The sequence below is a fragment of the Sinomonas terricola genome, from assembly GCF_034931225.1.
GTDB classification, from domain to species: domain Bacteria; phylum Actinomycetota; class Actinomycetes; order Actinomycetales; family Micrococcaceae; genus Sinomonas; species Sinomonas terricola.
The window spans coordinates 102090-125106 of sequence record NZ_JAYGGQ010000009.1 but is presented as its reverse complement, the minus strand read 5'-3'; the positions used below and the strand labels follow the sequence as shown (position 1 = coordinate 125106).

At 69.4% G+C, this 23017-nt stretch carries 25 protein-coding genes; 14 read left to right on the top strand and 11 right to left on the bottom strand.

Going from position 1 to position 23017, the window contains the following annotated elements:
• Positions 1–11 precede the first annotated feature (11 nt).
• A complete protein-coding gene (locus SPF06_RS12745) occupies positions 12–848 on the bottom strand; it encodes an oxidoreductase (protein WP_323279448.1) in 837 nt (278 codons plus the stop codon).
• 100 nt (positions 849–948) lie between these two features.
• Between SPF06_RS12745 and SPF06_RS12740 the strand changes: the two genes are divergently transcribed.
• On the top strand, positions 949–2151 hold the full coding sequence (locus SPF06_RS12740; protein ID WP_323279447.1) for an aminotransferase class I/II-fold pyridoxal phosphate-dependent enzyme: 1203 nt from the start codon (positions 949–951) through the stop codon (positions 2149–2151).
• 87 nt (positions 2152–2238) lie between these two features.
• Positions 2239–2508, top strand: coding sequence for a DUF1876 domain-containing protein (locus SPF06_RS12735; RefSeq protein ID WP_323279446.1), 270 nt, complete (start codon positions 2239–2241; stop codon positions 2506–2508).
• Between the two features lie 6 nt (positions 2509–2514).
• Here SPF06_RS12735 and SPF06_RS12730 read toward each other — a convergent pair whose 3' ends face one another.
• Complete coding sequence (locus SPF06_RS12730; protein ID WP_323279445.1) at positions 2515–2907, bottom strand: RNA-binding S4 domain-containing protein; 393 nt, start codon at positions 2905–2907, stop codon at positions 2515–2517.
• A gap of 75 nt (positions 2908–2982) precedes the next feature.
• Here SPF06_RS12730 and SPF06_RS12725 point away from each other — a divergent pair, with 75 nt between their 5' ends.
• Positions 2983–3126 carry a hypothetical protein gene (locus SPF06_RS12725; protein WP_323279444.1) on the top strand — a complete coding sequence of 48 codons (144 nt, stop codon included), beginning with the start codon at positions 2983–2985 and terminating at the stop codon, positions 3124–3126.
• 61 nt (positions 3127–3187) lie between these two features.
• Here SPF06_RS12725 and SPF06_RS12720 read toward each other — a convergent pair whose 3' ends face one another.
• The gene (locus SPF06_RS12720) at positions 3188–3685 is read right to left on the bottom strand and encodes a uracil-DNA glycosylase (protein WP_323279526.1); all 498 of its coding nucleotides are present in this window, start codon (positions 3683–3685) and stop codon (positions 3188–3190) included.
• A gap of 1604 nt (positions 3686–5289) precedes the next feature.
• On the opposite strand from SPF06_RS12720, the gene SPF06_RS12715 reads away from it, so the two are divergent.
• Positions 5290–6780, top strand: a complete 1491-nt coding sequence (locus SPF06_RS12715; protein WP_323279443.1) for an MDR family MFS transporter — start codon at positions 5290–5292, stop codon at positions 6778–6780.
• 44 nt (positions 6781–6824) lie between these two features.
• Here the strand turns inward: SPF06_RS12715 and SPF06_RS12710 are convergent, their stop codons facing one another.
• The 4 genes from SPF06_RS12710 to SPF06_RS12695 form a co-directional block, all read right to left on the bottom strand.
• The gene (locus tag SPF06_RS12710) at positions 6825–7838 is read right to left on the bottom strand and encodes a GNAT family N-acetyltransferase (protein WP_323279442.1); all 1014 of its coding nucleotides are present in this window, start codon (positions 7836–7838) and stop codon (positions 6825–6827) included.
• Between the two features lie 264 nt (positions 7839–8102).
• Positions 8103–8417 (bottom strand): GNAT family N-acetyltransferase, encoded by a 315-nt coding sequence (locus SPF06_RS12705; protein ID WP_323279441.1) that lies wholly within the window; start codon positions 8415–8417, stop codon positions 8103–8105.
• Complete coding sequence (locus SPF06_RS12700; RefSeq protein WP_323279440.1) at positions 8414–9457, bottom strand: pirin family protein; 1044 nt, start codon at positions 9455–9457, stop codon at positions 8414–8416. Before SPF06_RS12700 ends, SPF06_RS12705 begins: the two co-directional genes overlap by 4 nt.
• A gap of 276 nt (positions 9458–9733) precedes the next feature.
• Positions 9734–10765 carry a LacI family DNA-binding transcriptional regulator gene (locus SPF06_RS12695; protein ID WP_323279439.1) on the bottom strand — a complete coding sequence of 344 codons (1032 nt, stop codon included), beginning with the start codon at positions 10763–10765 and terminating at the stop codon, positions 9734–9736.
• Positions 10766–10911: 146 nt separating this feature from the next.
• Here SPF06_RS12695 and SPF06_RS12690 point away from each other — a divergent pair, with 146 nt between their 5' ends.
• The 3 genes from SPF06_RS12690 to SPF06_RS12680 all read left to right on the top strand — a co-directional run bounded on the left by SPF06_RS12690 (position 10912) and on the right by SPF06_RS12680 (position 13374).
• Entirely contained in the window at positions 10912–12360 is a 1449-nt protein-coding gene (locus SPF06_RS12690) for a sugar porter family MFS transporter (protein ID WP_323279438.1), read from the top strand.
• Positions 12361–12535: 175 nt separating this feature from the next.
• A complete protein-coding gene (locus tag SPF06_RS12685; RefSeq protein WP_323279437.1) occupies positions 12536–12895 on the top strand; it encodes an ArsR/SmtB family transcription factor in 360 nt (119 codons plus the stop codon).
• Positions 12892–13374, top strand: coding sequence for an SRPBCC family protein (locus SPF06_RS12680; RefSeq protein ID WP_323279436.1), 483 nt, complete (start codon positions 12892–12894; stop codon positions 13372–13374). The genes SPF06_RS12685 and SPF06_RS12680 overlap by 4 nt, the downstream gene beginning before the upstream one ends.
• Positions 13375–13598: 224 nt before the next feature.
• On the opposite strand, the gene SPF06_RS12675 is transcribed toward SPF06_RS12680, so the two are convergent.
• The gene (locus SPF06_RS12675) at positions 13599–15008 is read right to left on the bottom strand and encodes an MFS transporter (protein ID WP_323279434.1); all 1410 of its coding nucleotides are present in this window, start codon (positions 15006–15008) and stop codon (positions 13599–13601) included.
• 123 nt (positions 15009–15131) lie between these two features.
• Between SPF06_RS12675 and SPF06_RS12670 the strand changes: the two genes are divergently transcribed.
• A complete protein-coding gene (locus tag SPF06_RS12670; RefSeq protein WP_323279433.1) occupies positions 15132–15680 on the top strand; it encodes a TetR/AcrR family transcriptional regulator in 549 nt (182 codons plus the stop codon).
• Between the two features lie 21 nt (positions 15681–15701).
• Here the strand turns inward: SPF06_RS12670 and SPF06_RS12665 are convergent, their stop codons facing one another.
• Positions 15702–16574 carry a rhomboid family intramembrane serine protease gene (locus SPF06_RS12665; RefSeq protein ID WP_323279432.1) on the bottom strand — a complete coding sequence of 291 codons (873 nt, stop codon included), beginning with the start codon at positions 16572–16574 and terminating at the stop codon, positions 15702–15704.
• A gap of 10 nt (positions 16575–16584) precedes the next feature.
• Positions 16585–17130: a peptidylprolyl isomerase gene (locus tag SPF06_RS12660; RefSeq protein ID WP_323279431.1), complete on the bottom strand. Its 546-nt coding sequence runs from the start codon at positions 17128–17130 to the stop codon at positions 16585–16587.
• A gap of 166 nt (positions 17131–17296) precedes the next feature.
• On the opposite strand from SPF06_RS12660, the gene SPF06_RS12655 reads away from it, so the two are divergent.
• From SPF06_RS12655 to SPF06_RS12635, 5 genes are all read left to right on the top strand, one after another.
• Positions 17297–18253 carry a hypothetical protein gene (locus tag SPF06_RS12655; RefSeq protein ID WP_323279430.1) on the top strand — a complete coding sequence of 319 codons (957 nt, stop codon included), beginning with the start codon at positions 17297–17299 and terminating at the stop codon, positions 18251–18253.
• A 108-nt stretch (positions 18254–18361) separates the two neighbouring features.
• Positions 18362–19198 carry an ABC transporter ATP-binding protein gene (locus SPF06_RS12650; RefSeq protein ID WP_323279429.1) on the top strand — a complete coding sequence of 279 codons (837 nt, stop codon included), beginning with the start codon at positions 18362–18364 and terminating at the stop codon, positions 19196–19198.
• Positions 19191–19952 (top strand): ABC transporter permease, encoded by a 762-nt coding sequence (locus tag SPF06_RS12645; RefSeq protein ID WP_323279428.1) that lies wholly within the window; start codon positions 19191–19193, stop codon positions 19950–19952. Before SPF06_RS12650 ends, SPF06_RS12645 begins: the two co-directional genes overlap by 8 nt.
• A gap of 32 nt (positions 19953–19984) precedes the next feature.
• A complete protein-coding gene (locus SPF06_RS12640) occupies positions 19985–20854 on the top strand; it encodes a glycosyltransferase family 2 protein (protein WP_323279427.1) in 870 nt (289 codons plus the stop codon).
• An 8-nt stretch (positions 20855–20862) separates the two neighbouring features.
• Entirely contained in the window at positions 20863–21213 is a 351-nt protein-coding gene (locus SPF06_RS12635) for a putative immunity protein (protein WP_323279426.1), read from the top strand.
• Between the two features lie 2 nt (positions 21214–21215).
• On the opposite strand, the gene SPF06_RS12630 is transcribed toward SPF06_RS12635, so the two are convergent.
• Positions 21216–22121 carry a DMT family transporter gene (locus tag SPF06_RS12630; RefSeq protein ID WP_323279425.1) on the bottom strand — a complete coding sequence of 302 codons (906 nt, stop codon included), beginning with the start codon at positions 22119–22121 and terminating at the stop codon, positions 21216–21218.
• 93 nt (positions 22122–22214) lie between these two features.
• On the opposite strand from SPF06_RS12630, the gene SPF06_RS12625 reads away from it, so the two are divergent.
• Complete coding sequence (locus SPF06_RS12625) at positions 22215–22889, top strand: PadR family transcriptional regulator (protein WP_323279424.1); 675 nt, start codon at positions 22215–22217, stop codon at positions 22887–22889.
• The last annotated feature ends 128 nt before the right edge of the window (positions 22890–23017 follow it).

Here is a 23017-nt window from a genome sequence, read left to right as displayed (position 1 = left end):
TCTTCAAGTCCTCAATGGCCGTAGATCGAGCCGACGATCGCGTCGAACACCCTGTCCGGAAGCACCTTGCGCGCGGCGAGGACGAGGCCCGCGTTCCCGCCCACGGGGTACCGCGCGGCCGGATGCTTCGAGCGGACCGCGCGGACGACGGCGCGGGCCACGACCTCGGGCTCCGACGCACGGCCCGGGCGGTCGAAGGCCTCGAGCACGCTCGCGACCTTGCGCGCGTTCGCCTCGTACGCCGTCCCCATCGAGGCGTCGACGAGCGAGTCCCGCGCGATCCCGCTCCACTCCGTGAGGATCGGCCCGGGCTCGATGAGCACAACCCGCACGCCGAACGGCCGCAGCTCGATCCGGAGCGAATCCGAGAGCCCTTCGACCGCGAACTTGGTCGCGTGGTACCACGAGCCCAGCGGCTCGTAGAACTTCCCGCCCATCGAGGAGACGTTGACGATCGTGCCCACGCCGCGCGTGCGCATGCCGGGCAGCACGAGCTGCGTGAGGCGCGCGAGGCCGAACACATTGACCTCGAACTGCCTCCGCGCCTCGTCGATCGGCACGTCCTCGAGCGAGCCGTAGGCCCCATACCCCGCGTTGTTGACGAGCACGTCGATGCGGCCGGCCTCGTCGAGAACGTGCGCGACTCCGTCGACCATCGACCCGTCGTCGGTGACGTCCATCGCGAGGACGCGCGCGCCGTCGTCCGCGAGGTCCTGCATGCGCTCGATGCGGCGAGCGGCCGCGTACACGGTGTAGCCCGCCGCCATGAGCGCGCGGACGGTGGCCGCTCCGATGCCGCTCGAGGCGCCCGTCACGAGCGCGGTCTGCTGGGTGGGCTTCGCGGGCATGCCTTCACGCTACCCGACGCCTCCCCCGCGCCGGCAGGCCCGGCGGATCCGAAGTGCCGCGGACGCTAGGCCGCCGGCGCACTGTGGCAGGCTGGAGGCCATGAGCCTCTCAGCCTCGTCGCGCTCCCAGGTCCCGCCGTTCGCCGTCATGGACATCCTCGCGCGGGTCGACGAGCTCCGGGCCGCGGGCCGCGACGTCGTCTCGCTGTGCGCGGGCGAGCCGTCCGGCGGCGCGCCGTCCGCCGTGTCGGCGAAGGCCGCCGAGATCCACGCCTCGGGCCGCGCGCTCACGTACACGCCCGCGCTCGGGACGGCGGAGCTGCGCGCAGCCATCGCGGGCCACTACCGCCGCTGGTACGGGCTCGATGTCGACCCGGCGCGCGTCGCCGTCACGACCGGATCGTCGGGCGCGTTCCTCCTCGGCTTCCTCGCGGCGTTCGAAGTCGGCGACCGCGTCGCGCTCGCCCGCCCCGGCTACCCCGCGTACCGGAACATCCTCGCGGCACTCGGGTGCCACGTCGTCGAGGTCGACTGCGGGCCCGAGACCCGCTACCAGCCCACGCCCGAGCTCCTCGACGCGGCCGCCCGCGAGCATGGCCCGCTCGCGGGGCTCGTGCTCGCCTCGCCTGCGAACCCGACCGGGACGATGGTGAGCCGCACCGAGCTCGCGGCCATTGCGGACTGGTGCTCAGACCACGCCGCGCGGCTCGTGAGCGACGAGATCTACCACGGCATCGCGTACCCCGAGGCGCCCCTCGACGAGCACAGCCCACGCGGGGTGTGCGCCTGGGAACTCGACCCTGAATCCATCGTGATCTCGAGCTTCTCGAAGTACTGGGGCATGACGGGGTGGCGGCTCGGGTGGATGCTCCTGCCCGAGGAGCTCGTCCCCGCGGTTGACGCCCTCGCGGGAAACGTCGCCCTGTGCCCGCCCGCGCCGTCGCAGCTCGCGGCGATCGAGGCGTTCTCGCCCGGCGCCTACGCCGAGGCGGACGCGTGGGTCGCGCAATACGCCGAGACGCGACGCACGCTGCTCGGAAGCCTCGGCGCCCTCGGCTGGGGACCGGCAGCGCCAGCCGACGGCGCGTTCTACCTCTACGCCGAGCTCGGCGGCCACCTCGAGCGCTTCGGCGATTCGCGCGAGTACTGCCGGGCGCTGCTCGAGGCCGAGGGCGTCGCCCTGGTACCGGGCACAGATTTCGACGCGCGGGCCGGTCACCGCTCGGTGCGCCTGAGCTTCGCCGCCGGTCCCGCGGCGGTGAGCGCCGCCGTCGAACGCATCCTGCGGTTCCAGAGTGCGTGAGGCGAAGGTTGGGCGGCTCCGCTTCTGGCACCACGGCCGTCCGACGCCGAGAATCGAAGCCATGGGCTCTCATTCGAGGAGGCGACCATGAAGGCAGAAAAGGGCTGGTCGGTGAGCATCGCCATCGACGAACACGAAGGCCGGACGCGTGCCAAGGCGCAGCTGTTCGGGGACGGACACCCGGAGATGGTTGGCGTTGGCCTGGCGAGGCTGAATCCGACCGACCTCGACGTCCCCGCCATCGGGGACGAACTGGCCGTGGCCCGCGCCCTTGCGGACTTGTCCCACCAGCTCATCGAGGCGACTGCGGCGGACATCGAGAACGTGACGAAGATTCCGCCGCATTTGGAGGTCTAGCCGCTCTCAGCGGTGGCCGCGCAGCCGCTCCATGTCCCGACGGTCCTTCTTCGTCGGGCGCCCTGTGCCGCGGTCACGCTGCGGGAGGCCGAGGAACGGCGCCGGCGGGCGTTCAGGAGTGTGGTCCGTGTAGCAGCGGGACGCCGCCTCGGCGCCGACCCTCTTGGCGATCAGGACATGCACCTCGAGGACCCGCTCGAATCCCGGCTGCCGGACGCGGATCGTGTCGCCGGGAACCACCGTCTGGGACGCTTTGACGGGGTTCCCGTTGAGGCGCACGTGCCCCGCGCGGCACGCTTCGGTCGCCGCCGAACGGGTCTTATAGGCGCGCACCGCCCACAGCCACGCGTCGATCCGGACCGTCGAGTTCGAGGAAGCAGGGGCATGCGAAGAGGCCATGGTGCCCAGAAGTCTAGCGGCGTATCGTCGGGTCATGGGGGAAACCCCCATGGAGGCAGAGCCTGAGGAGCCGAGATGCCTGACAAGTCGCCACACCAGGACCAGCACAAGAAGCCGTCCAAATCGATCAAGGAGCAGCGGGCCGAGAAGAAGGCGAAGCGCGAGACGAGCCTCAACGCCGACCCGGTGGCTCACCTCCGCAAGCCGCGCAGCCGCTGACCCCGCCCGTCAACGCCCCGACCTGCTGCACGCAGGCCGGGGCGTTCCTGTGAGGCCCGGGTCAGGCGCGGCGGAGCTGAAGGCCCGCGCGCGCCATCGCGTCCGCGTACGACTTCCCCATCTCGATGAGCCATTCCGTCTGCCGCTCCTTCGAGCCGGCGAACGCGCGGCCGTGGAGCGAGCGGGCCTTGTAGACCTTGAGGCCGCGGCGCCAGATGAGCGGGTTGTCCGTCTTGAGGAGCATCTGGGCGAGGCGGTTCGCCTCGGGCCCGTGGGCCACGATCGCGGACGCGCGCGGGAGGAGCTTGAGCAGCGCGAGGAGGGGCTTGAGGCCGGCGTTGACCTGCTCGGGGGCGAGCTTGCCGTTGGCCTCGCCAGGCGTGAACCACGGGTACACGTTCCACGGCATCATCCACTCCGGGCGCAGGCCCAGCTGGAACTGGAGGCCGAGGAGGCGGGTCGACGCGGCGTCGTCGCCGGCCCACACGAAGCCGCGCGGGCTCGCCTCGCCCGTGTTCGAGAAGAGGCTCACAATGCGGCACTCCTCGACCGAATGCATCGGGTCGACGTAGGGCACGTCGAAGTCGGGGCGCAGCTTGCGCAGGAACTCGACGTGCTCGTTGACCGGCGCGATCGCGGGGGCGAAGAGGGGGTCCGTCACGAGGGCGGGCTCAGGGACGACGGCGCCGCTCGGCTCGGTCTCGACCCGCGCCTCAGTGCCACCCGCCTCAGTGCCACCCGCCTCGGTGCCACCCGCCTCGGTGGGAGTGCCGGCTCCGGCAGGCGCGCCCGTCTCGTGGGTGCTCGCCTCGGTGAGGCGGCCAGCCTCGGTCCCGGCACCCGGCTCGCCCCTGCGCGCCTCAACGGAGGCGGCCTCGACCAGCTCACCCTCCTGAGCGGCAGCGTCCTCGCGCACCTGCACGGCACTGGTCGTCTGGCTCCCGTGCGCGAGCTGAGCCTCGGCAAGGCGATCGGCCGCCGCCCGCGCCGCAGTCTCGGCCTCGGCCGAGCGGGCAAGCGCCGCCTGGGCGGCTTCCTCCGCGGCCGACGCTTCCGCCGCCGCGGCCTTCGCCGCCGCCGCCTTCGCGACCGCCTCGGTCACGGCACGCTTCGCCGCGTTCGCCGCCGTCTCGGCCGCCACCCGGGCTCGAGACGCGGCCTCCGCGAGCGCGAGGAGCGCGGGATCCACGGGGTTCTCGGGTTCCGGGGCGTCGGCCTCGTCGACAATGTGGTCCGTCGCAGGGCTCGCGTCGGCCAGGTTCACCGCGCCCGAGGAAGGCGTGGGCGGAGCCGTCATCGGATCGGCCTTCGTGACGATGAGGCGAGTCGGCGAGGCGAGCGTCACAACCACGCCCGACGCCGAGACGCGGCTCGTCCCGACCATCGTCGCCGTCGCGTCCTTCTCCTTGACGGATCCGCGCGACTCGACCGCGGTCTCCGCGGTGCGCACGACGACGGGCGAGGCTGCCGCCGTCGTCCGCTTCGTCGTCGTCCGCTTCGCCGTCCCCGCTGCCGCGCCCTTCGCCTTGGGTGCCTTGCGCTCGGTCGCTGGCTCGTCGTCGTCCTCGTCATCGAGGTCGTCGAAGAGCCCCGCGAAGAGATCGTCGAGGGTGTCGCCGTCGTCGTAGTCCAGCTCGGGTGCCTCGCCGAAGCCCTCCTCGTACTTGGAATCGAGGTCGGACCGGTAGTCCTCGTCGTAGTCGTCGTAGGCGGAGCGCGAGGCCAGGACTGTCATGAGCTGCAGGTTCTCCTCGAGGTCGGCGCGGGCATCCAAGGGGCGCGCGGGGGCACGTCCCGGATGAGGGAGGTGGGGGATGGGTTCGGCCGCCACCGCGGCCGAGCCTTAAGAGCTTAGCAAGACAGAGTTGGCCAAAGGTTCACTACGACTGTGACTCTCGCGACCGCCGCCCTCTCCAGTCCGCTTCTCAGGACGCGACACGCCGATACCCCGCGACACGCCGTTAGCCCGACTGATTGGGAAAAATGAATCGGACGGAACGGCGGGCTTCGTGTCCTCTGGCGTGCCCCGGAACATTCCGGCAGACTGGGCTGTTGGACTGTTGTGTCGGGGGCCCCACGTCCCTCTTTGCCGCACCGGTTCTGCACGACGACCAGTGTTTACACCTTCACTTTTCCGCGCCCGAACTCCCACAGGAGAATCCCGTGACGCCCGCGTCCGCTCATCCGATTTCCCGCGAGAACCGTCTCATCATCACGGCCCTCGTGACGGCGACCTTCGTTGTGATCCTCAACGAGACGATCATGAACGTCGCCCTCCCACGCCTCATGGCCGAACTCCGCATCGACGCACCGACCGTGCAGTGGCTCGCGACGGCCTTCATGCTCACCATGTCTGTCGTCATCCCGACGACCGGCTTCCTGCTCCAGAGGCTCTCCCGCCGCACGGTCTTCATCCTCGCCATGGGCCTCTTCAGCGCTGGGACCCTGCTCGCGGCCCTCGCGCCCGGATTCGGCGTGCTGCTCCTCGCCCGCGTCGTTCAGGCGTGCGGGACGGCGATCATGCTCCCGCTGCTCATGACGTCGGTGCTCACCCTCGTGCCGATCGCGCGGCGCGGGCAGGTCATGGGAACCGTCAGCATCGTGATCTCCGTCGCGCCCGCGATCGGGCCGACGCTCTCGGGTCTCATCCTCCAGTTCCTCTCCTGGCGGTTCATGTTCCTCACGGTGCTGCCGATCGCGCTCGCGGCGCTCGTCTTCGGCGCGCGCAAGCTCGTGGGCTCCCCCGAGGGAGAGAAGCCGAACCTCGACCTGCTCTCGGTGGTCCTCACCGTGCCCGCGTTCGGCGGGGTCGTGTACGGGCTGAGCCAGCTCGGGGGCGAGAGCCACGGCGGCCTCGGCCCCGTCATTCCGCTCGCCGTCGGCGTCGTGTGCCTCGCGCTGTTCGTGGGGCGCCAGCTCATGCTCCAGCGCTCGGGCTCGCCGCTTCTCGACCTCCGGGCCTTCACCTACCCGATGTACACGATCGCGACGGCGCTGCTCGTCGTCGGCATGATCGCCCTGTTCGGCGTCATCATCCTCCTGCCGATCTACCTGCAGCAGGTGCGCGGCCTCGACACCCTCTCGACGGGGCTTCTGCTCCTCCCGGGCGGCCTCGTCATGGGACTCCTTTCGCCGACCGTCGGGAAGTGGTTCGACCGCGTCGGGCCGCTCCCCCTCACGCTCACCGGAACGATCCTCATGACGGCGGTCCTGTTCCTGCTGGCGCTGCTCACGACGGACACTCCCGTGTGGCTCATCCTCGCGTTCCACGTCGCGATGTCCCTCGGCCTGGCCCTGCTCTTCACGCCCTCGTTCACGAGCGGGCTCAACCCGCTTCCGCCCCATCTGTACAGCCACGGCTCGGCCATTCTGAGCACGCTCCAGCAGGTCGCGGGCGCTGCGGGGACCGCGCTCCTCGTCGGGGTGATGGCGGCGCAGTCGCAGGCCGCCGCGACGTCCGGCTCGGTGTCCTCGCCGCTCGAGGCCCAGATGGCCGGGTTCCGCGGGGCGTTCCTCATGGCCGCGTGCGTCGCAATCGCCTCGATCGTGCTCGCGGCCTTCCTGCGCAACCGGCCCGCCACCGAGGGATTGGGTGCCGACGGCGCCGTCGAGGCGGGTGCCGAAGGGGCAGAAACAGCACAGTCCGCGCACTAGGCATCCGCCTGAGCCTCCCGGCCAGTACAGACAGGGCGGGAGGCTCAGGCGATCTCGGCGTGGGCCGCGAGCGGCTTCTCGTACACCACGTCGGTGCGCACGCGCCTGAACCCGATCCGCTCGTACAGCCCGACGCCGCCGAGCGGGCTCTCGGCGTCGACCCCGAGTGCCGCGACCCGGAATCCCTCCTCCTTCGCGGCCGTAAGCACGTCCACGAGGAGGCCTGTGGCGACGCCACGCCCGCGGGCTCGCCGCCTCGTCCCGACGAAGCACACGTAGAGCTCGCCCGGGACGTACTCGCCGCACAGCACGTAGCCGTCCACGGCGTCGCGGGGCGCGAGAGCGCCGTCCGTGCTCAGGGCCACACGGCTGAGCTCTGGCCTGAACGTCGACCCCGAGAGCTGCGCCGCCCACAGCCCCTGATCCCGCTCGGTTGTGCCGCGATGCTGGGCGAAGGCCTCGTTGTGCGCGCGGCGCGTCCCCTCGGCGAGGTCTCCATCGGCGACGTCGAACGGCACGCCCGGCCCCGTCGCGTGGCGCCGCAGTCCGCCGCTGTGGCCGAGATCGGTCAGCTGGGGCGACCAATCAGCGAGGTCGAGCTGGAGATCCTGGAGGTACCGGGCCGGCCGATAGCCCCGAGCGGCCGCGAGCCTAGAGGACGCCGAGCCCGGCGTGCCCGCCCAGACCGAGAGCAGGCCGGGCGCCCCGGGATGACGGGTCCCCGCGAGCTGGGCCGCGCGCGGCTCGATCCAGTCCATGACGGCGCGGCCGAGTCCTCGGCCGCGCCACCCTGGGTGCACCCCGCCGCCCAGAAATGCCTTCGCGATGCCATCCCGCAATCCGGCCCCCACCCGGAGCTGCCCGTACGCGACCATGTCGCGGCCTTCCCATCCCCCGAGGGTGTCGAGGATCGGGTCGACTCCGGGCTCCTCGAGCTCCTCGGCGAGGTCTTCGGGCGCGTAATGCTCGTCCGAGCCGTCGGCCGTGGCCAGGAGGTTGCTGAGCTCGGCCCACGAGGGCGTGTCCGAGGGCTCGATGGGCTTCCACACGATGCTCATGGGGATTCCTCTGGGGCGGGAGGGCCGGGTCACCGGAGAGCACCGTAGCACCGGAAGCGGTGCCGTACATGCCGCCGACGTCCACAGTGTGTGAACTTTGTGCGACAAATTATCCACAGCCTGTGGATTCACTGGGGATGATTACTCCACAAAGCTCCCCGCGCCGCCTGTGGAGGAGGAGATTTCCCCGACCTCCGCCGCCAAATCACATCGCTGTAAGTTATCCACCTGGGGAAATCCCTGTGGAAAACGGCTGTGGATCGGTCAGTCCTCGGGTGCCACGAAGCCGTCGACGACAAGGTCCCGGTAGTCGGCGTGGCGCCGGAGGAAGGCACGGACGTATGGGCAGTAGGGCCGGATCCGCAGGCCTCTCGCGCGCACGTCGTCGAGCGCGAACGTCACGAGCCGTCCCGCGAGCCCGAGGCCCGAGTAGCCCTCGTCCACTTCCGTGTGGTCGAACGCGTATACGGCGCCCTCGTCCTGCACTCGGTAGAGCGTCATCCCGATGCGCCGGCCCGCATCCCGCAGCTCATAGCGATGGTGGTCGGGCACGTGGACGATCTCGATCCGGTCCGTCACCGGGCGTTCCTTTCTCGCGAGCCACCGCGCGGGCGGAGGCGAACATGGGGGAGTTCGGGAGCAGGGAGTGCGGAGTCGCCGCCCGTAGCCTCGACGACCGGGCCGAAGGGCTCGCCGTCGTCCGCGGTCGCCCCCGGTTCCGCGCCGATCTGCCGCTGCCACGCGGCCCGGAAGCCGACGATCTCCTCGTGCCCGCGCCCCACGAAGTTCCACCACATCGTGATCTCCTCGTCGAACGGGGTGCCGCCCAGAAGCAGGAGGCGGAGCCTTTCCCCGCCCGGGTTAGCGAGCAGCAGCGCCGACCGGCCCGGAGAAACGTAGGCGAGAAACCGCTCGGGCACGTCGGCGCCATCGACGACCGCCGGGGCGTTGTCCGCAAGCACGCCATGCTCGAAGCGCTCGTCGAGAGCGAGGACGACGGCGGCGCCCGGTTCGAGCAGGATCTCGGCGCCGAGCAGCGGCGTGTGGGTCCGGACGGGGGACGCGCTGCCTGCGAGGTCCCCGAGGAAGACCCTCGCCTCCCCGGCCGTCTCGCCGTCACGCCCGAGGAGGACGACGGCGGGGGGCACGTAGCGCTCGAAGCCCGGATCGACGTGCCGGGATCCCTCGGGGAGGGCCGTCCAGAGCTGGGCTCCGTGGAGGACGGTCGTGCCGGGGGTCGAGTACTCCGAATGGTTGATTCCGCGGCCCGCGGTCATGAGGTTGAGCTCTCCGGGGCGCACGATCGCGTGGTGGCCGGCGCTGTCGCGATGCTCGACCTCGCCGGTGAAGAGCCAGCTCACGGTCTGGAGACCCGTATGGGGGTGGGGCGGGACACGCATGCCGCCCGTGCGCGAGACGTCGTCCGGGCCGTAGTGGTCGAGGAAGCACCACGCGCCGATGAGGCTCCGCTCCTTGGAGGGCAGCGTGCGGCGCACCGGCATCGCACGAGGGCCTCCCAGGGGAACGTCCCGCGGCTCGATGAGTTCGACGGCGGGCGCGGCTGCGGCATGTTCGGCGCCGCACAGCGTCTCCTGGGGGTCGAGTTCGAGATTGCTCATGGAAGCCTCCTTGGCCCCGAGCCTATCGGCTGGGACCCACAGCGGCGAGGAGTGCCCGCGAAGGCGCGCCCCGCCGTCGTCCTCCCCGGCACCCAGCCGACGGCCCAGAGTTGTGCACTTTCCAACAGGTGCTATCCCCAAAGTTATCCACAGCTGTGAACAATCCTTCTGCCTCCGGCCTCCCTATAGCGCATCCCAACGTGTCAGGACGCGGGTGGGGCTCCCATAACTACAGGCGTGTAAGTTACCCACACTGTGGACAAGCGCTGTGGAAAGTCAGCCCCGGCGGCCGGGGCGCGGTGGTGCGGTCGACGCGCGGACCACGAGGCGCGGCTCGCTCCTCGCATCGACGGCTGGTGCGTGGGGAGCCCGCAGGCGCTCGAGCGCCGCCGCGCCCGCGACGCGGCCGAGCTGAAGGGCGCCAAGGTCGACGGAGGTGAGATCGATCCCCCGGAGCCGCGCCAGCCGAGAGTCGTCGTAGCCGATGAGCGAGAGGTCCTCGGGCACGCGGAGGCCCTTCGCGTAGGCTGCCTCGCGGATCCCGAGCGCGATCTGGTCGTTGTGGGCGAAGACGGCGGTCGGACGGCTTTCTGTCTCGAACAGGCGCAGCGCGAGGCGCTCTGCAGCCTCCTGGGTGTAGTCGTCCCCCACGACGACCCACGGCGACAGCCCAGCCTCGCGCATTGCCTGCTCGTACGCGAGCTCGCGATCCTGATAGCCGAAGGGAGAAGGGCCCGTGAAGTGGGCGATGCGAGTATGGCCGAGGCTCAGGAGGTGCTCCATGGCGGCCCGCGCGCCGAGGCGATCGTCCGAGTACACACTGTCCACGCCCTCGATGCGGCGCGCGACGCTCACGACCGGCACGCTGCGCGAGAGTTCGCGCACGTGATCGTCCGAATCGAGGAGCGTTGCGCCGATGACGATCCCCACGCGCGCTTCGATGAGGGATTCGATCCCGGCCTGCTCGGTTCCGCCCCGCGAATGCGCGACGCTCAGGACGAGCCGGTTGCGGACGTCCTCGAGGGAATCGCGAATCCCGGTCAGGATCTCGGCATACGTCTCGTTCCTGATGTCGAGGAGATAGAGGCCGATGGCGGATGCGCTCTTGCTCGCAAGATCCGCCGCCGCCGCATTCTGACGATAGCCGAGCCTCGCCGCGGCCTCGAAAATGGCTTCCCGCGTCTGCTGGCTCACGCCGGGCGCGCCCCGGAAGGCGAAGGAGACGAGGGTGCGCGAGACCCCCACCGCGCGCGCGACGTCTTCCTGCGTCGCAGGACGACGGCGATCGCTGGCGGTCTGGCGTGTCACGCCCTCATCCTCCCACCCGTCGCACGGGGTCGGGGACAACCTTCTGAAAAGTTTGTGAGTTTGACCTTACATTTGAGTCTTTCGCGCGTTAGTCTGTTCTGTGTGCGAGGTCACGGCCCGCACGCTGCACCGACAAAGGAGTCTTGATGGCTAGTTCACCCACGCAGCTCGGAGCGTCGAATGCCCCGCTCCCGCCCCTGACCGATGGCCCCCATCGCAAGCGCCTCGGCCTCGTCGCGCTCGTCGCGACGTTCGGCGGCCTGCTCTTCGGCTACGACACGGGCGTCATCAACGGGGCGCTCAGCCCGATGTCCGCCGAACTCGGGCTGACCCCGATCACGGAGGGCGTCGTCACCGCCTCGCTCGTCTTTGCTGCCGCGATCGGCGCGATCTTTGGCGGTCGCCTCTCCGACGCGTGGGGCCGCCGCAAGATGATCATCCTGCTCGCCGTCCTCTTCTTCGCCGGCACGCTCGCGGTCGTCTTCACGCCGAACTTCGAAGTCCTTGTGCTGGGCCGCATTCTCCTGGGCCTCGCCGTCGGCGGCGCCTCGACGGTCGTCCCGGTCTTCCTCGCCGAGCTCGCGCCCTTCGAGATCCGCGGCTCGCTCGCGGGCCGCAACGAGCTCGCGATCGTGGTCGGCCAGCTCGCGGCCTTCGTGGTCAACGCGATCATCGGCAACGTCTTCGGCAACGTCGGCGGCGTCTGGCGCATCATGTTCGCGATCTGCGCCCTGCCCGCCGTCGCACTTTTCTTCGGGATGCTGCGCATGCCCGAGTCTCCCCGCTGGCTCGTCGAGAAGGGGCGACACCAGGAGGCCCTCGACGTCCTCAAGACGGTGCGCAGCGGCGACCGAGCCGTCGCCGAGCTCGCCGACGTCGAGCACGTCGCCCAGGAGGAGCGGGAGGGCCACCAGATCGGCTGGCGCGCGATCTTCTCGAACAAGAACCTCTTCCGCATCCTGCTCGTCGCGATCGGCCTCGGGGTCGCGCAACAGCTGACCGGCATCAACTCGATCATGTACTACGGCCAGACGGTGCTCACGGAGTCCGGCTTCAGCAAGGACGGCGCGCTCCTCGCAAACATCGCCCCCGGCGTGATCGCCGTCGTCGGCGGCATCATTGCGCTGAAGATGATGGACCGCCTCGACCGTCGCAGGACGTTCATCACGGGCCTCTCGCTCACCACGACGTGCCACGTGCTCATCGGCATCGCGTCGATGGCGCTGCCCGTGGGCAACCCCATCCGCCCATTCGTGATCCTGTTCCTCGTCGTCGCCTTCGTCGGCTCCATGCAGACGTTCCTCAACATCGCTGTGTGGGTCTACCTCTCGGAGATCTTCCCGCTGCACATGCGCGGCTTCGGCATCGGCGTCGCCGTGTTCGCCCTCTGGGTAGCCAACGGGTTCCTCTCGCTCTACTTCCCGTCGATGGTGGCGGCGATGGGAATCACGGGGACGTTCTTCCTCTTCGCCGCCGTCGGCGCCCTGGCCCTCATCTTCGTCGTCACCCAGGTGCCCGAAAGCCGCGGCCGCACCCTCGAGGCCCTCGAGGAGGACGTCACGACGGGCGCCATCTACCTCGTCCACAAGAAGTAGGCGCCCCGCAGCCACACCAACTCGGCACGGCGGTGCCCCGCCCGAATCATCGCATTCGGGCGGGGCACCGCCATTTCTGCCTGTAGCCCTTGACGTGGCCGCGGCGGGCGCCTAGTCTCGAATTATCAACCAATCAGTTGATCAACATACGGGTTGACTATTCCGGGAGGATGCCATGAGCACCGTCGCAGCTGACCCCGAAACGGCCGAGGAGGACCGGCTCAACCGCGCCTTCGCCGCCCTCTCGGACCCCCTGCGCCGGCGGCTCGTGGCCCGCCTCGCCCAGGGGGACGCCACAGTGAACGAGCTCGCCGAGCCCTTCTCCGTGACGCTCCAGGCCGTCTCCAAGCACATCAAGGTCCTCGAAGACGCCGGCCTCATCACCCGCAGCCGCGACGCGCAGCGCCGCCCCTGCCACCTCGACACCCAGGCTCTGGCCCGCCTCACGGCGTGGCTCGAGGGCTACCGCCACGCCGCCGAGGAGCGCTACGAGCGCCTCGACGCCCTTCTCGCATCCCAGGAGGATCCATCATGACCACGACCAAGACCACCGAAGTCTCCGCCGAGCCCGGCCTTCCGTTCATCACGGTCGTCCGCGAGTTCGACGCACCGGCCGAGCGCGTCTACGAGGCCCACGTCGACCCCGCGCTCTTCGTCCAATGGATCGGGCCGCGCCGGTACACGACGACGCTCGACCGCTTCGAGCCGCGCAGCGGCGGCTCCTATCGGTTCGTGCAGACCGGCGACGAGGGCGAATCCTTCGGGTTCCACGGCTCGTTCCACGAGCTCACCGCCCCGCGGCGCATGGTCCAGACGTTCGAGTACGAGGGCGCTCCCGGCCACGTCTCGCTCGACGCCGCCGACATCGAGCCGCTCGACGGCGGCCGGTGCCGCCTCACAGTCCACTCGACGTTCCAGTCGGTCGAGGCCCGCGACGCGATGCTCCAGGCCGGGATGTCCGACGGCATGAGCGAGGGGTATGAGCGGCTCGACGAGGTGCTGGCCCGCGGCTGAAGCTGCCAGCTCACCCCAGCGCCGAACACGAAACTGTGCACGGGCCAACGGGCCCGTGCACAGTTTCCACATTTCGTTCGATCTATTTCTCCACAGCTGGGGACAGACCCGCAAGACCCACTCTCGCCTCGAGGCGTCCTCCCGCCCGGAATATGGGCTAACCGATCAGTAACTACACCCCTGTAAGTTGTACACACTGTGGACAACTGCTGTGGATAGCCGTCTCACGCGACCTTGCGGCGCCTCATCCCCAGCGCCGCCACTGCCGCGAGCGCGAGGACCGAGAGCACGGTCGCGGACCAGAAGCCGGCCCGCCCGCCGGTGAAGAAGTCGCCCGGCACCGCGAACGCGGCGAAGGTCGACGCCACGATCGCCAGCCCCACGGCGCCGCCGAGCTGCTGCATGGTCTGGAAGAGCCCCGATGCGGAGCCTGCGTGCTCGGGCTCGACGTCGCGCAGCGCGAGCGTCGTGAGCGGCATGAACGTGATGCCGGCCGAGATGCCCGTGCCGACGAGCGCGAGGGCCACCGTCACAAAGCTGGTGCCAGGCCCGAGCTGCGTGAGCGGCACGAACGCCACGACGCGCAGCGCAGCCCCGAGGACTACGAGCCGCACAGCACCCACGCGCTCCACAAGGCGCGGAATGACGCGGGACATCGCGAAGATGCTCAAGGGCATCGGCAGAAATGCGAGCCCGGTCACGATCGGGGTGAGGTGGAGGTCGTCCTCGAGGTACTGGACCATGAGGAAGAACATCGCGAGCATTCCGCCGTACGTCGCGGCCATCGCGGCCAGCGCGGCGACGCGGCTCGGGCTCCGCAGCAGCCGCGGCTGCAGGAGCGGGTGGGTGACGCGGCGCTCCGTCACGGCGAGCACCGCGAGCAGCACGGCGCCCACAGCGAACCCGCCGAGGGTGCGGGCGCCCAGCCATCCGTACTCGGGGGCCTGGAGGAGCGCCCACACGATCGCGACGGCGCCCCCCGTCGCCGTAATCGCACCGAGCACGTCGAACCGCCCGGGGCGTCGCGGGGTTTCGTCGACGAGGCGCGGCACGGCGACGAGCACGACGATGCCGATCGGAACGTTGATGAAGAGCGTCCAGCGCCAGCTCGTCGTGTCGGTGAGGACGCCTCCGAGGATGAGCCCGAGGGCGCCGCCCATGGAGGCGATTGCCGAGAAGAGCGCGAGGGCCCGATTGCGGGCGCCGTCGTCACGCGCGTTCGTCGTGATGAGTGCGAGCACGCTCGGGGCGGCGAAGGCCGCCCCGAGGCCTTGGAGCGCGCGGGCGACGACGAGCAGGAGCGGCGAGGTGGCCAGGCCGCCGAGCAGCGAGAACACCGTGAAGGCGGCGACGCCGACGAGGAACGTGCGGCGGCGCCCGAGGACGTCGCCGACGCGCCCGCCGAGCAGCAGGAGTCCGCCGAACGCGAGGGCGTAGCCGTTGAGAACCCAGCTGAGTTCGGCGCGGGAGAAGTTGAGGTCCGCCGCGATGTGCGGGAGCGCGACGTTAACCACCGTCGCGTCGAGGACGAGCATGAGCTGGGCCAGCATGACGAGCCAAAGGCCGGTGTTTCCGGTCTGCCGGCCGGAGCGCGCCGTTTGGGCGGGTGCGCTCAGAGCCACTGAGGGTGCCATAGGGATTGTGTCCTGTTCTAGCCGGAGAGAGCTGACGTACACTAAGAGGAGAGAAGCTCCGGTTAGAACTATACGGAGACTGTCTCCGCTTTGCAATGGCTTTCTCAGAAGGGTTTGGTTCCAGTGCGCGCTGACGCCCGCCGCAACCGCGATCGCATCGTCGACGTTGCCCGCGCCCTCTTCCGCACCAAGGGCTTCGACGCCGTCTCCATGGATGAGGTCGCCAAGGCCTCGGAGGTGGGCACCGGGACGCTCTACCGTCACTTCCCGACGAAGGAGACGCTCTACGACGCCGTCCTCGAAGCGTGGGCGGACAAGGTCAACGCCGCCGTCGACGCCGCGCTCGCGCTCAAGGCGCCCGCGCGCGAGCAGCTCATCTCGTGGCTCACCGAGTACGCAACCATGCTCACGGCGCACAAGGGAGCGGCCGCGCGGATCACCGCGTCCCTCGGTGACCCCGGCTCGCCGTTCGCCGCGAAATGCGAGACCTATCTCAGCGCGAATCGGCGCATGATCGAAGGGCTGGGCCCGGCGCTGCGCTCCGAAGTCGAGCCCATGCAGGTGTGCCGGATCGTCGGCGGAGTTGCCGCGGTCGCGGACAGCAGCGAACTTCCAGCGGACTCGGTGAAAGGCATGCTCGAGATCGTGGCCGACGGGCTGCTCGCGTCCTGAGCGGCGACGTCGCCCGGGCGGTCAGACCGCCGTCGTCGGAAGCGACCCCCCGAGCGTCCCCGCGCGCGCGAAGGCAAGGACCACGAGCAGGATTGCGACGAGCGCGAGGCCGCCGATCTGGACGGCGAGCTGGAAGCGGCCGCGCGGCGCATAGGCGATCACCGCCGTCGCCAATCCTCCCGTGATGAACCCGCCGAGGTGGGCCTGCCACGCGATGCCCTGGATGACGAAGCCGAGCACGGCATTGATGCCGATGAGGATGAGTAGCTGGCTCACGTCGCCGCCGCGCTGGCGCACGACGACGAAGAGCGCGCCGAAGAGCCCGAAGATCGCTCCCGAGGCGCCGATCACGCCGTTCATCGACACGGGCGTGAGCACGAAGAAGCCCACGGACCCGCCGACGGCGGAGATGAGGTAGACCGCGAGATACCGGATCCGTCCGAGCGCGGGCTCGAGGATGCGCCCGAAGATCCACAGCGTGTACATGTTGAGCGCAATATGGAGCACGAACCCCTGGGAGTGCAGGAACGCGCTCGTGAGCATACGCCACGGCTCGGTCGCGGTCAGCGCGGTCGCGTACGCGAAGTCCTGATAGACCTCGTCATTCGGGATGAGCCACTGCAGCGCGTAGACGATGCCGCATGCCGCGATGATCGACCACGTGATGATCGGCTGGCCGGATGTGCCGGCCCGAGCGCCGTAGCGCGTGCGGGCCGGCGGTGCCGCGAGCTCCCGCACGCAGTCGACGCAATGGATGCCGACCGCGGCCGGCCGCTGGCATTCCGTGCACGTGGGGCGCCCGCACCGCTGGCATCTCACATAGGAGATGCGATCGGGATGGCGGGGGCACACGGGCGCGGCGGCCGGCTCCGCGGGCGGCATTCCATAGCTCATGCGAAAGAGGTCACGCCTGCTCGACGTCGATCGACGTGATGACAACGTCCTCGACAGGGCGATCCTGCATGCCCGTGCGGACGGCCTCGATCTCGTCGACGACCTTCTTCGAGGCCTCGTCGGCCACTTCGCCGAAGATCGTGTGCTTGCCGTAGAGCCAGCTCGTGTCCACCGTCGTGATGAAGAACTGCGAGCCGTTCGTGCCGCGGCCGCCCTGGACGCCGGCGTTCGCCATCGCGAGCTTGTACGGATCCTTGAAGTTGAGCTCGGGGTGGATCTCGTCGTCGAAGCGGTAGCCGGGGCCGCCCACGCCCTTGCCGAGCGGGTCGCCGCCCTGAATCATGAAGTCCTTGATGATGCGGTGGAAGATCGTGCCGTTGTAGAGGGGCGTCCCGGTCTTGTCCTCGCCCGTCTCGGGGTGCGTCCAGGACTGCTCGCCCGTCGCGAGCCCCACGAAGTTCTTCACGGTCTTCGGCGCGTGGTTGCCGAAAAGGTTGACCACGATGTCGCCGTGGTTCGTGTGGATGGTTGCCTTGGCGGTTGCGATAGCGCTCATGGGCTCATTGTTCCATGCGGCCTCAGAGGCCACCCGGACGGGGTCGGGCGTTCTGCGGTCGGTGAAATCGCCCGGCCAAGACTGGCCGAATCGCGCCGATCCGTGGAATCCGGCGGCAGGCTCTCGTAGGCTGACGAGTGGACCTAGCAGATCTCTGGAGGTAGCCGTGAAGAAATCAATCGAGAAGACGGTCGCGGAAAGCGTCGAGAACGCGCGCGAATGGGCCCAGCCCCGCGTCGACGCCGCCGTGGAATGGGCCGTCCCGAAGATCCAGCAGGGTCTCGATGCCGCCTCCCCGAAAGTCCAAGAGGGCCTCAAGACGGCGGCGCACAACTTGGCCGAGGGCGTCGCCACCGTCACGCCCAAGATCCAGGAGGGGCTCTCCCACCTCGCGCCGAAGATCACCGAGATCGTGGACACGACGGCGCCGCGCCTCCACGAGGCGGTCGACAAGGCGGGCCCGGCCATCAAGGAAGCGGCCGATCAGGTGCTCCCCCGCATCTCCGAGGGCCTCGCCACCGCAGCGGAGACGGTCAACCGCGGCCTCGCTGCCGCTCCGGGCCAGGTCGACGCCGTCGCCCAGCGCCTCGCTGAGTCCGGCGTCGTGCGGCAGGCGGACGCCGCGGCGCGCGAAGCCATCGGGGCCGCGCAGGAAGTGGTCCAGCAGGCCACGCAGAAGCCGGCCAAGAAGCGTCGCGGCCTCCTCATCTTCGGCGTCATCGCGGCCGCCGCAGCCGCCGGCGTCGCGGCATGGCGCGCCGCCAAGCCCGTCGAAGACCCGTGGAAGACCCCGGTTCCCGTCAAGCCGGTGGCCGTGACGCCGCCGCCGAGCGCCGAGCCGGCCGCGCCCGAGGACACTTCCGCGGAAGGCGACGGCGAAGCGAAGGCCGAGGAGGCGCCGTCGTCCGACGTCATCGAGCCGGCCCCGGTTCCCGCGAGCGACGTCGCGATGGGCCCCGAGAGTGCCGAGGCCGAAGGCGAGGCGGAGGAGCCGGAAGGCGACGGCGAGGCCAAAGCCGAGGCCAAGCACGTCGCGACGGACGGGCCTACGGCCATGAAGAACATCCACAACGCGAGCCGCGGCGAAGCGGACGAAACGGACAAGTCAGGCGCGGAGTCCTAGCACTCATCGCCCGGGATATGGCCGGCTCTTCGCACGAAGGGCCGGCCATTTCTCTGAGTTCATACGTCCACAGGACACTCTCAGGATCGGGGCCGACGTGGACTCAGGATGAGCGCGCATTCTGGGCCTATCCTCATGATGGGGTTCCGACGGCACGGAGGTAGCTCGGTGGTCGATGCAGGTCAGCCGATTCTCGAGGTGCGCGACCTCGTGGTCCGGTACGGCTCGCAGACAGCAGTGGACGGCTTGAGCTTCTCAATCCAACGCGGCGAGATCTTCGGCCTCTTGGGCCCGAACGGAGCGGGAAAGACCACGACGCTCAGCGTCATCGAGGGCCTGAGGAAGCCCGACAGCGGAAGCGTTTCGGTCGACGGCGCCAAGTTCGCGCACGCCTCTCTTGCGGTCAGGGCGAAGCTTGGCGTGCAGCTTCAGGCCTCGAGCTTCCAGTCGGAGCTGACCATCGAGCAGCTCACGCGCCTCTATGCGGGCCTGTACGGACTGGACCTCCCGCGCCGTGCCCTCCGGGAGCGCCTCGCGGACGTCGGTCTCGGGCAGGAGGCCGACAAGCCGTTCAAGAAGCTGTCGGGCGGCCAGCAGCAGCGGTTCTCGCTCATGGTTGCCACCATCCACGACCCTCCCATCCTGCTCCTCGACGAACCCACCTCAGGACTCGATCCGCAGTCGCGCCGTCAGCTCTGGGACCGCATTGAGGGATCGCGGGGGAAGGGTGGGAGCATTCTGCTCACCACGCACTCGATGGAAGAGGCCCAGGCGGTCTGTGACAGGGTCGCCATCATCGACCACGGGCGACTTCAAGCACTCGGCGCGCCGCGCGAGCTCGTGGCCATGCACCGCGACGATCCGCGCGTGCTCGCCGTCGCCCGCGGCGACGTGACTCTCGAAGATGTCTTCATCGGGCTGACAGGAAGTGCCATCCGTGACTGAGATCAGCGCCCCGGCCATGCCATCCATCAGCCTCACCCTGCGATCGCTCCTGCGGGCGGACACGGCCGTGCTGTTCCGCAGCCGGCAGGCACTCGTCCTCACCCTGCTGCTGCCGCTCATCATCCTCTTCGTGACCAACAGAGGGGGGCGGCTCGGAGACCCGGGCTTCCTCATCGGAATGGCGATCACGTATGGACTCGTCTCCTCGGCGCTTATCGGCTATTCGACGACGGTGGCACGCGATCGCGAGGCCGGCGTCTTCCAGCGGCTCCGCGTCACGCCGACGCCCGCCTGGGCGATCATGGTGAGCCGGCTCGCGGTACAGCTTGCAGCGAATCTGGCGGTGTCCATCGTCGTCATGATCGTGGGCAGCATCATGCACGGCACATCGTTCACAGCTGGCGAATACCTGCTCATGCTCGTCGTCTCGCTGCTGGGCGCCGCCGTGTTCCTGAGCATCGGCCAGGCGCTCGTGGGACTCATCAAGTCGGTCACGGCGATCAACGCCGTCGGCCGGATCCTCTTCATCGCCCTGATTCTCACGGGCCTCCTCGGCTCGACCGGAGTCCTGGGCGAGGATTTCAAGAACGTCGCGGCGTGGACGCCCGTTGGTGCGCTCATCAACCTCTTCTCGGCTGTCCTGCACGTCGCTCCGTGGGGCTCCGATGAGACGGCGGCCCTCATCGCCTCCTTTGGGTACATCGTGGTCTTCGCCGGGATTGGCATCCGCTGGTTCCGATGGGACCCGCAGTAGCCACGTCCCAGCCTTTGCTAGATTGGGGCCTGATGGCTCCTGAATCCGCCTCTTCGTCGCCGTCCTACACGACCGGCCGCCCGAGCGTGTCGATCGTCGTCCCCGCATACAACGAAGAGAGCGTCATCCGCCAGTGCGTCACGGCGGCCATCTACCAATCGGTGCCCGCGCTCGAGATCATCGTCGTGGACAACATGTCGAAGGATTCGACGGCGTCGATCGTCCGCCAGATGCAGGCGGAGTACCCGGAGGCGGGCATCCGTCTCCTGAGCCAGGACACCGAGCAGGGCCTCATCCCGACCCGCAATTTCGGGCTCGACGCGGCACGCGGGGACATCCTCGGCCGCATCGATGCGGATTCGCTCCTCGAGCCGGATTGGGTCGAGGAGGTCATCAGGGCGTTCGCCGATCCGTCGGTGCAGGCGGCGACGGGACCGGTCGTGTATTACGACATGCCTATGCGCCGCTTTGGCCTCAAGGCCGACGACAAGACGCGTCAGCTCTTGCTCAAGCTCGCCAAGCACCAGTATCACTTTCTCTTCGGGTCCAACATGGCGCTGCGCCGGGGCGCGTGGGACACGATCCGCGGCGAGGTCTGCCGCGATGAGAAGGACGAGATGCACGAGGACATCGACCTCTCGCTGCACCTTGCCGAGCACCAGCTGAGGGTCCAGTACTGGCCCAACATGATCTCGGGGATGTCGGCGCGCCGGCTCGAGGATTCGCCGCGGGACTACCGCTACTACGTGACGCGCTTCGACCGCACCTACAAGGCGCACAACGTCACGAAGATGGCCCTCAAGGCCCCCATGGTCGTGTTCTTCTCGCTGTACTTCCCCGCGAAGCTCCTCCGCGCGATCCACACGGCGAATACGTCCTCGGTCAAGCGCGGCGGAATCTGAGGCGCGCCGTGGCGGCTGGCGGGGAGAGCGAGGCGGAGCACCGCGCGCACACGCTCAGGGCGGCCGAGGCCGCTGGCCGCGTGCTTCGGCTGTTCGAGCGTGAGCGTCCCGACGACGCGCGGCCGCGGCTCGCGGTCGAGGCAGCGCTTGCGTGGATCAGGGGCGAAGTCGGCGCGGCCGAGGCGCGTGCGGCGTCGGCCGACGCCGAGGCTGCCGCCAAGGAGGCGACGGGGGAAGCCGCGCGCTCTGCTGCACGGGCCGCGAGCAACGCGGCCGCGTCCGCCCACGTCGCGGACCGCGCGAAGCGCGCCGTCGCCTATGCGGACCGGGCCGAGCGGGAGGCTCAGGACACCACGTAGCCTCAGTCCGTGCCGAGCTCGGGCTGGGCCTGCGGCTCGCGTCGTGAGCGGCGCTGGCCGAGGACGACGACGGCGAGCCCGGCGAGGATGAGCGCGAGCCCCACGTACGTGCCTGCGGGGACCATCTGGTGCAGGAACCCGGCGGCGAGGATCGCCGCCCCGGGGATCTCGAGCAGGATGATCATCGAGACGACGAGCGGGCTGAACGTCGCGACGAGGTAGTTGAACGCCGTGTGCCCCACAAGCTGTGCCGCAAGCGTGATCGCGGCGATTCCCGCCCAGCCGATCGGCTCGAACCCGGCGAGCCGCTGCCCGGAGACGAGCGCGAGGGCGGCCACGATCGCGGCACAGACCCCATAGCAGAGGGCCGTGTAGGTGCCCGTGCCCATCGTCTCGCGGGCCTTGCTGCCCGCCATCGTGTAGAGCGCGGCGAGGATGCCGCCCGCGACGGCGAGCACGTCGCCGAGGACGGCCCCACGCGAGCCCCCGAGGTCGAACCCCGTGATCGCGACGACGCCGGCGAACGAGGCGCCCAGGCCGAGGACGACGGCGGCCGGCAGCCTGCGCCCGCGAAGCAGCCCGAAGACCGCGATCCACCCGGACTGGAGGCACACGAGCGCCGTCGACGCCGCGACGGAAGTAAGGGTGAGCGAAAGGATGAAGCACACGAAATGGAACGCGAGCGCGAGCCCCGCGACGCCCGACCACGCATACTCTCGGCGTCCGAGCCGCCGGAACTGCTCGGGGCTCCGCACCGCCACCGGGGCGGCGAGGATCACGGCCGCGAGGGCGTTGCGCCAGAACGCGATCGCGAGGGCCGTGACGGAGCTCCCCGCGAGCGTGGCGGCGATGAGCGGCCCGGAGGCGGAGACGCCGAGGACCCCGAAGGCCGCGATCACGAGGTTCATCGCCTCACTCTAGGCCCCTTGACCGCATACTCCATCGCTAATACTCTGAATAAAGTATTCTCCATCGGATATTGCGAACAAAGAGGGTGCACCATGGCGAAGCGGTCTGTTTCCAACCCCTTGGCACTCGCCGTGCTTGCGTGTGTCTGGGAACGGCCGATGTATCCCTACGAGATCACGACGACCCTCCGCGAGCGCGGCAAGCAGGACAGCATCCGTCTCAACTTCGGCTCGCTCTACGCCGTGATCCGCTCGCTCGAATCCCACGGCTTCGTGCGTGCCGCGCGCACCGAGCGCGAAGGCAATCGCCCCGAGCGCATCGTGTACGAGATCACCCAGGCCGGCATGACGGAGGCCCTCGACTGGATGCGGGACCTCATCTCGCGACCAGTCAAGGAGTATCCCGACTTCGAGGCTGGCCTTTCGCTCCTGCCCATGCTGTCCCCGGACGAGGCGAAGGCGTGCCTCGCCCAACGGCTCGAACGGCTCGACGCAGAGATCACGGCCCGAAGCGAGATGGAACAGACCGGCGAACGTGGTCTCCCGGAACTTTTCCTCATCGAATCCTCGTACCGTCGCGCGATGCTCGAAGCGGAGCGGGCTTTCGTGGCCAGCCTGCTCGAACGCATCAATCGAAAGACGTTCGGCGGGATCGACATCTGGGAAGGCCTTCATGCCGCCCTCGCCGCCGGGACCTCACGCGAAGAGATCGCCGCCCAGCTCGCGGCCCGACTGGGAGAGGAGGAATCGACCCCACACCACGCCTAGCTGGCCACAAGCCCGCTCGAACAGCCCATAAAAGCGGCCCGGATGCGCCAACATCCGAGCCGCCACCACCCCAGTCCTCCAGAGTCACCTGACGCAACGCGTGAGCGCTGCATTCGCCCGGGGTATGG

What these genes read in the sequence shown, in the direction of transcription:
- SPF06_RS12745 (WP_323279448.1), bottom strand. Translation starts at nt 848, where the DNA reads ATGCCCGCGAAGCCCACCCAGCAGACCGCGCTCGTGACGGGCGCCTCG.
- SPF06_RS12740 (WP_323279447.1), top strand. Translation starts at nt 949, where the DNA reads ATGAGCCTCTCAGCCTCGTCGCGCTCCCAGGTCCCGCCGTTCGCCGTC.
- SPF06_RS12735 (WP_323279446.1), top strand. Translation starts at nt 2,239, where the DNA reads ATGAAGGCAGAAAAGGGCTGGTCGGTGAGCATCGCCATCGACGAACAC.
- SPF06_RS12730 (WP_323279445.1), bottom strand. Translation starts at nt 2,907, where the DNA reads ATGGCCTCTTCGCATGCCCCTGCTTCCTCGAACTCGACGGTCCGGATC.
- SPF06_RS12725 (WP_323279444.1), top strand. Translation starts at nt 2,983, where the DNA reads ATGCCTGACAAGTCGCCACACCAGGACCAGCACAAGAAGCCGTCCAAA.
- SPF06_RS12720 (WP_323279526.1), bottom strand. Translation starts at nt 3,685, where the DNA reads ATGCATTCGGTCGAGGAGTGCCGCATTGTGAGCCTCTTCTCGAACACG.
- SPF06_RS12710 (WP_323279442.1), bottom strand. Translation starts at nt 7,838, where the DNA reads ATGAGCATCGTGTGGAAGCCCATCGAGCCCTCGGACACGCCCTCGTGG.
- SPF06_RS12700 (WP_323279440.1), bottom strand. Translation starts at nt 9,457, where the DNA reads ATGAGCAATCTCGAACTCGACCCCCAGGAGACGCTGTGCGGCGCCGAA.
- SPF06_RS12690 (WP_323279438.1), top strand. Translation starts at nt 10,912, where the DNA reads ATGGCTAGTTCACCCACGCAGCTCGGAGCGTCGAATGCCCCGCTCCCG.
- SPF06_RS12685 (WP_323279437.1), top strand. Translation starts at nt 12,536, where the DNA reads ATGAGCACCGTCGCAGCTGACCCCGAAACGGCCGAGGAGGACCGGCTC.
- SPF06_RS12680 (WP_323279436.1), top strand. Translation starts at nt 12,892, where the DNA reads ATGACCACGACCAAGACCACCGAAGTCTCCGCCGAGCCCGGCCTTCCG.
- SPF06_RS12675 (WP_323279434.1), bottom strand. Translation starts at nt 15,008, where the DNA reads ATGGCACCCTCAGTGGCTCTGAGCGCACCCGCCCAAACGGCGCGCTCC.
- SPF06_RS12665 (WP_323279432.1), bottom strand. Translation starts at nt 16,574, where the DNA reads ATGAGCTATGGAATGCCGCCCGCGGAGCCGGCCGCCGCGCCCGTGTGC.
- SPF06_RS12660 (WP_323279431.1), bottom strand. Translation starts at nt 17,130, where the DNA reads ATGAGCGCTATCGCAACCGCCAAGGCAACCATCCACACGAACCACGGC.
- SPF06_RS12650 (WP_323279429.1), top strand. Translation starts at nt 18,362, where the DNA reads ATGAGCGCGCATTCTGGGCCTATCCTCATGATGGGGTTCCGACGGCAC.
- SPF06_RS12640 (WP_323279427.1), top strand. Translation starts at nt 19,985, where the DNA reads ATGGCTCCTGAATCCGCCTCTTCGTCGCCGTCCTACACGACCGGCCGC.
- SPF06_RS12630 (WP_323279425.1), bottom strand. Translation starts at nt 22,121, where the DNA reads ATGAACCTCGTGATCGCGGCCTTCGGGGTCCTCGGCGTCTCCGCCTCC.
- SPF06_RS12625 (WP_323279424.1), top strand. Translation starts at nt 22,215, where the DNA reads ATGGCGAAGCGGTCTGTTTCCAACCCCTTGGCACTCGCCGTGCTTGCG.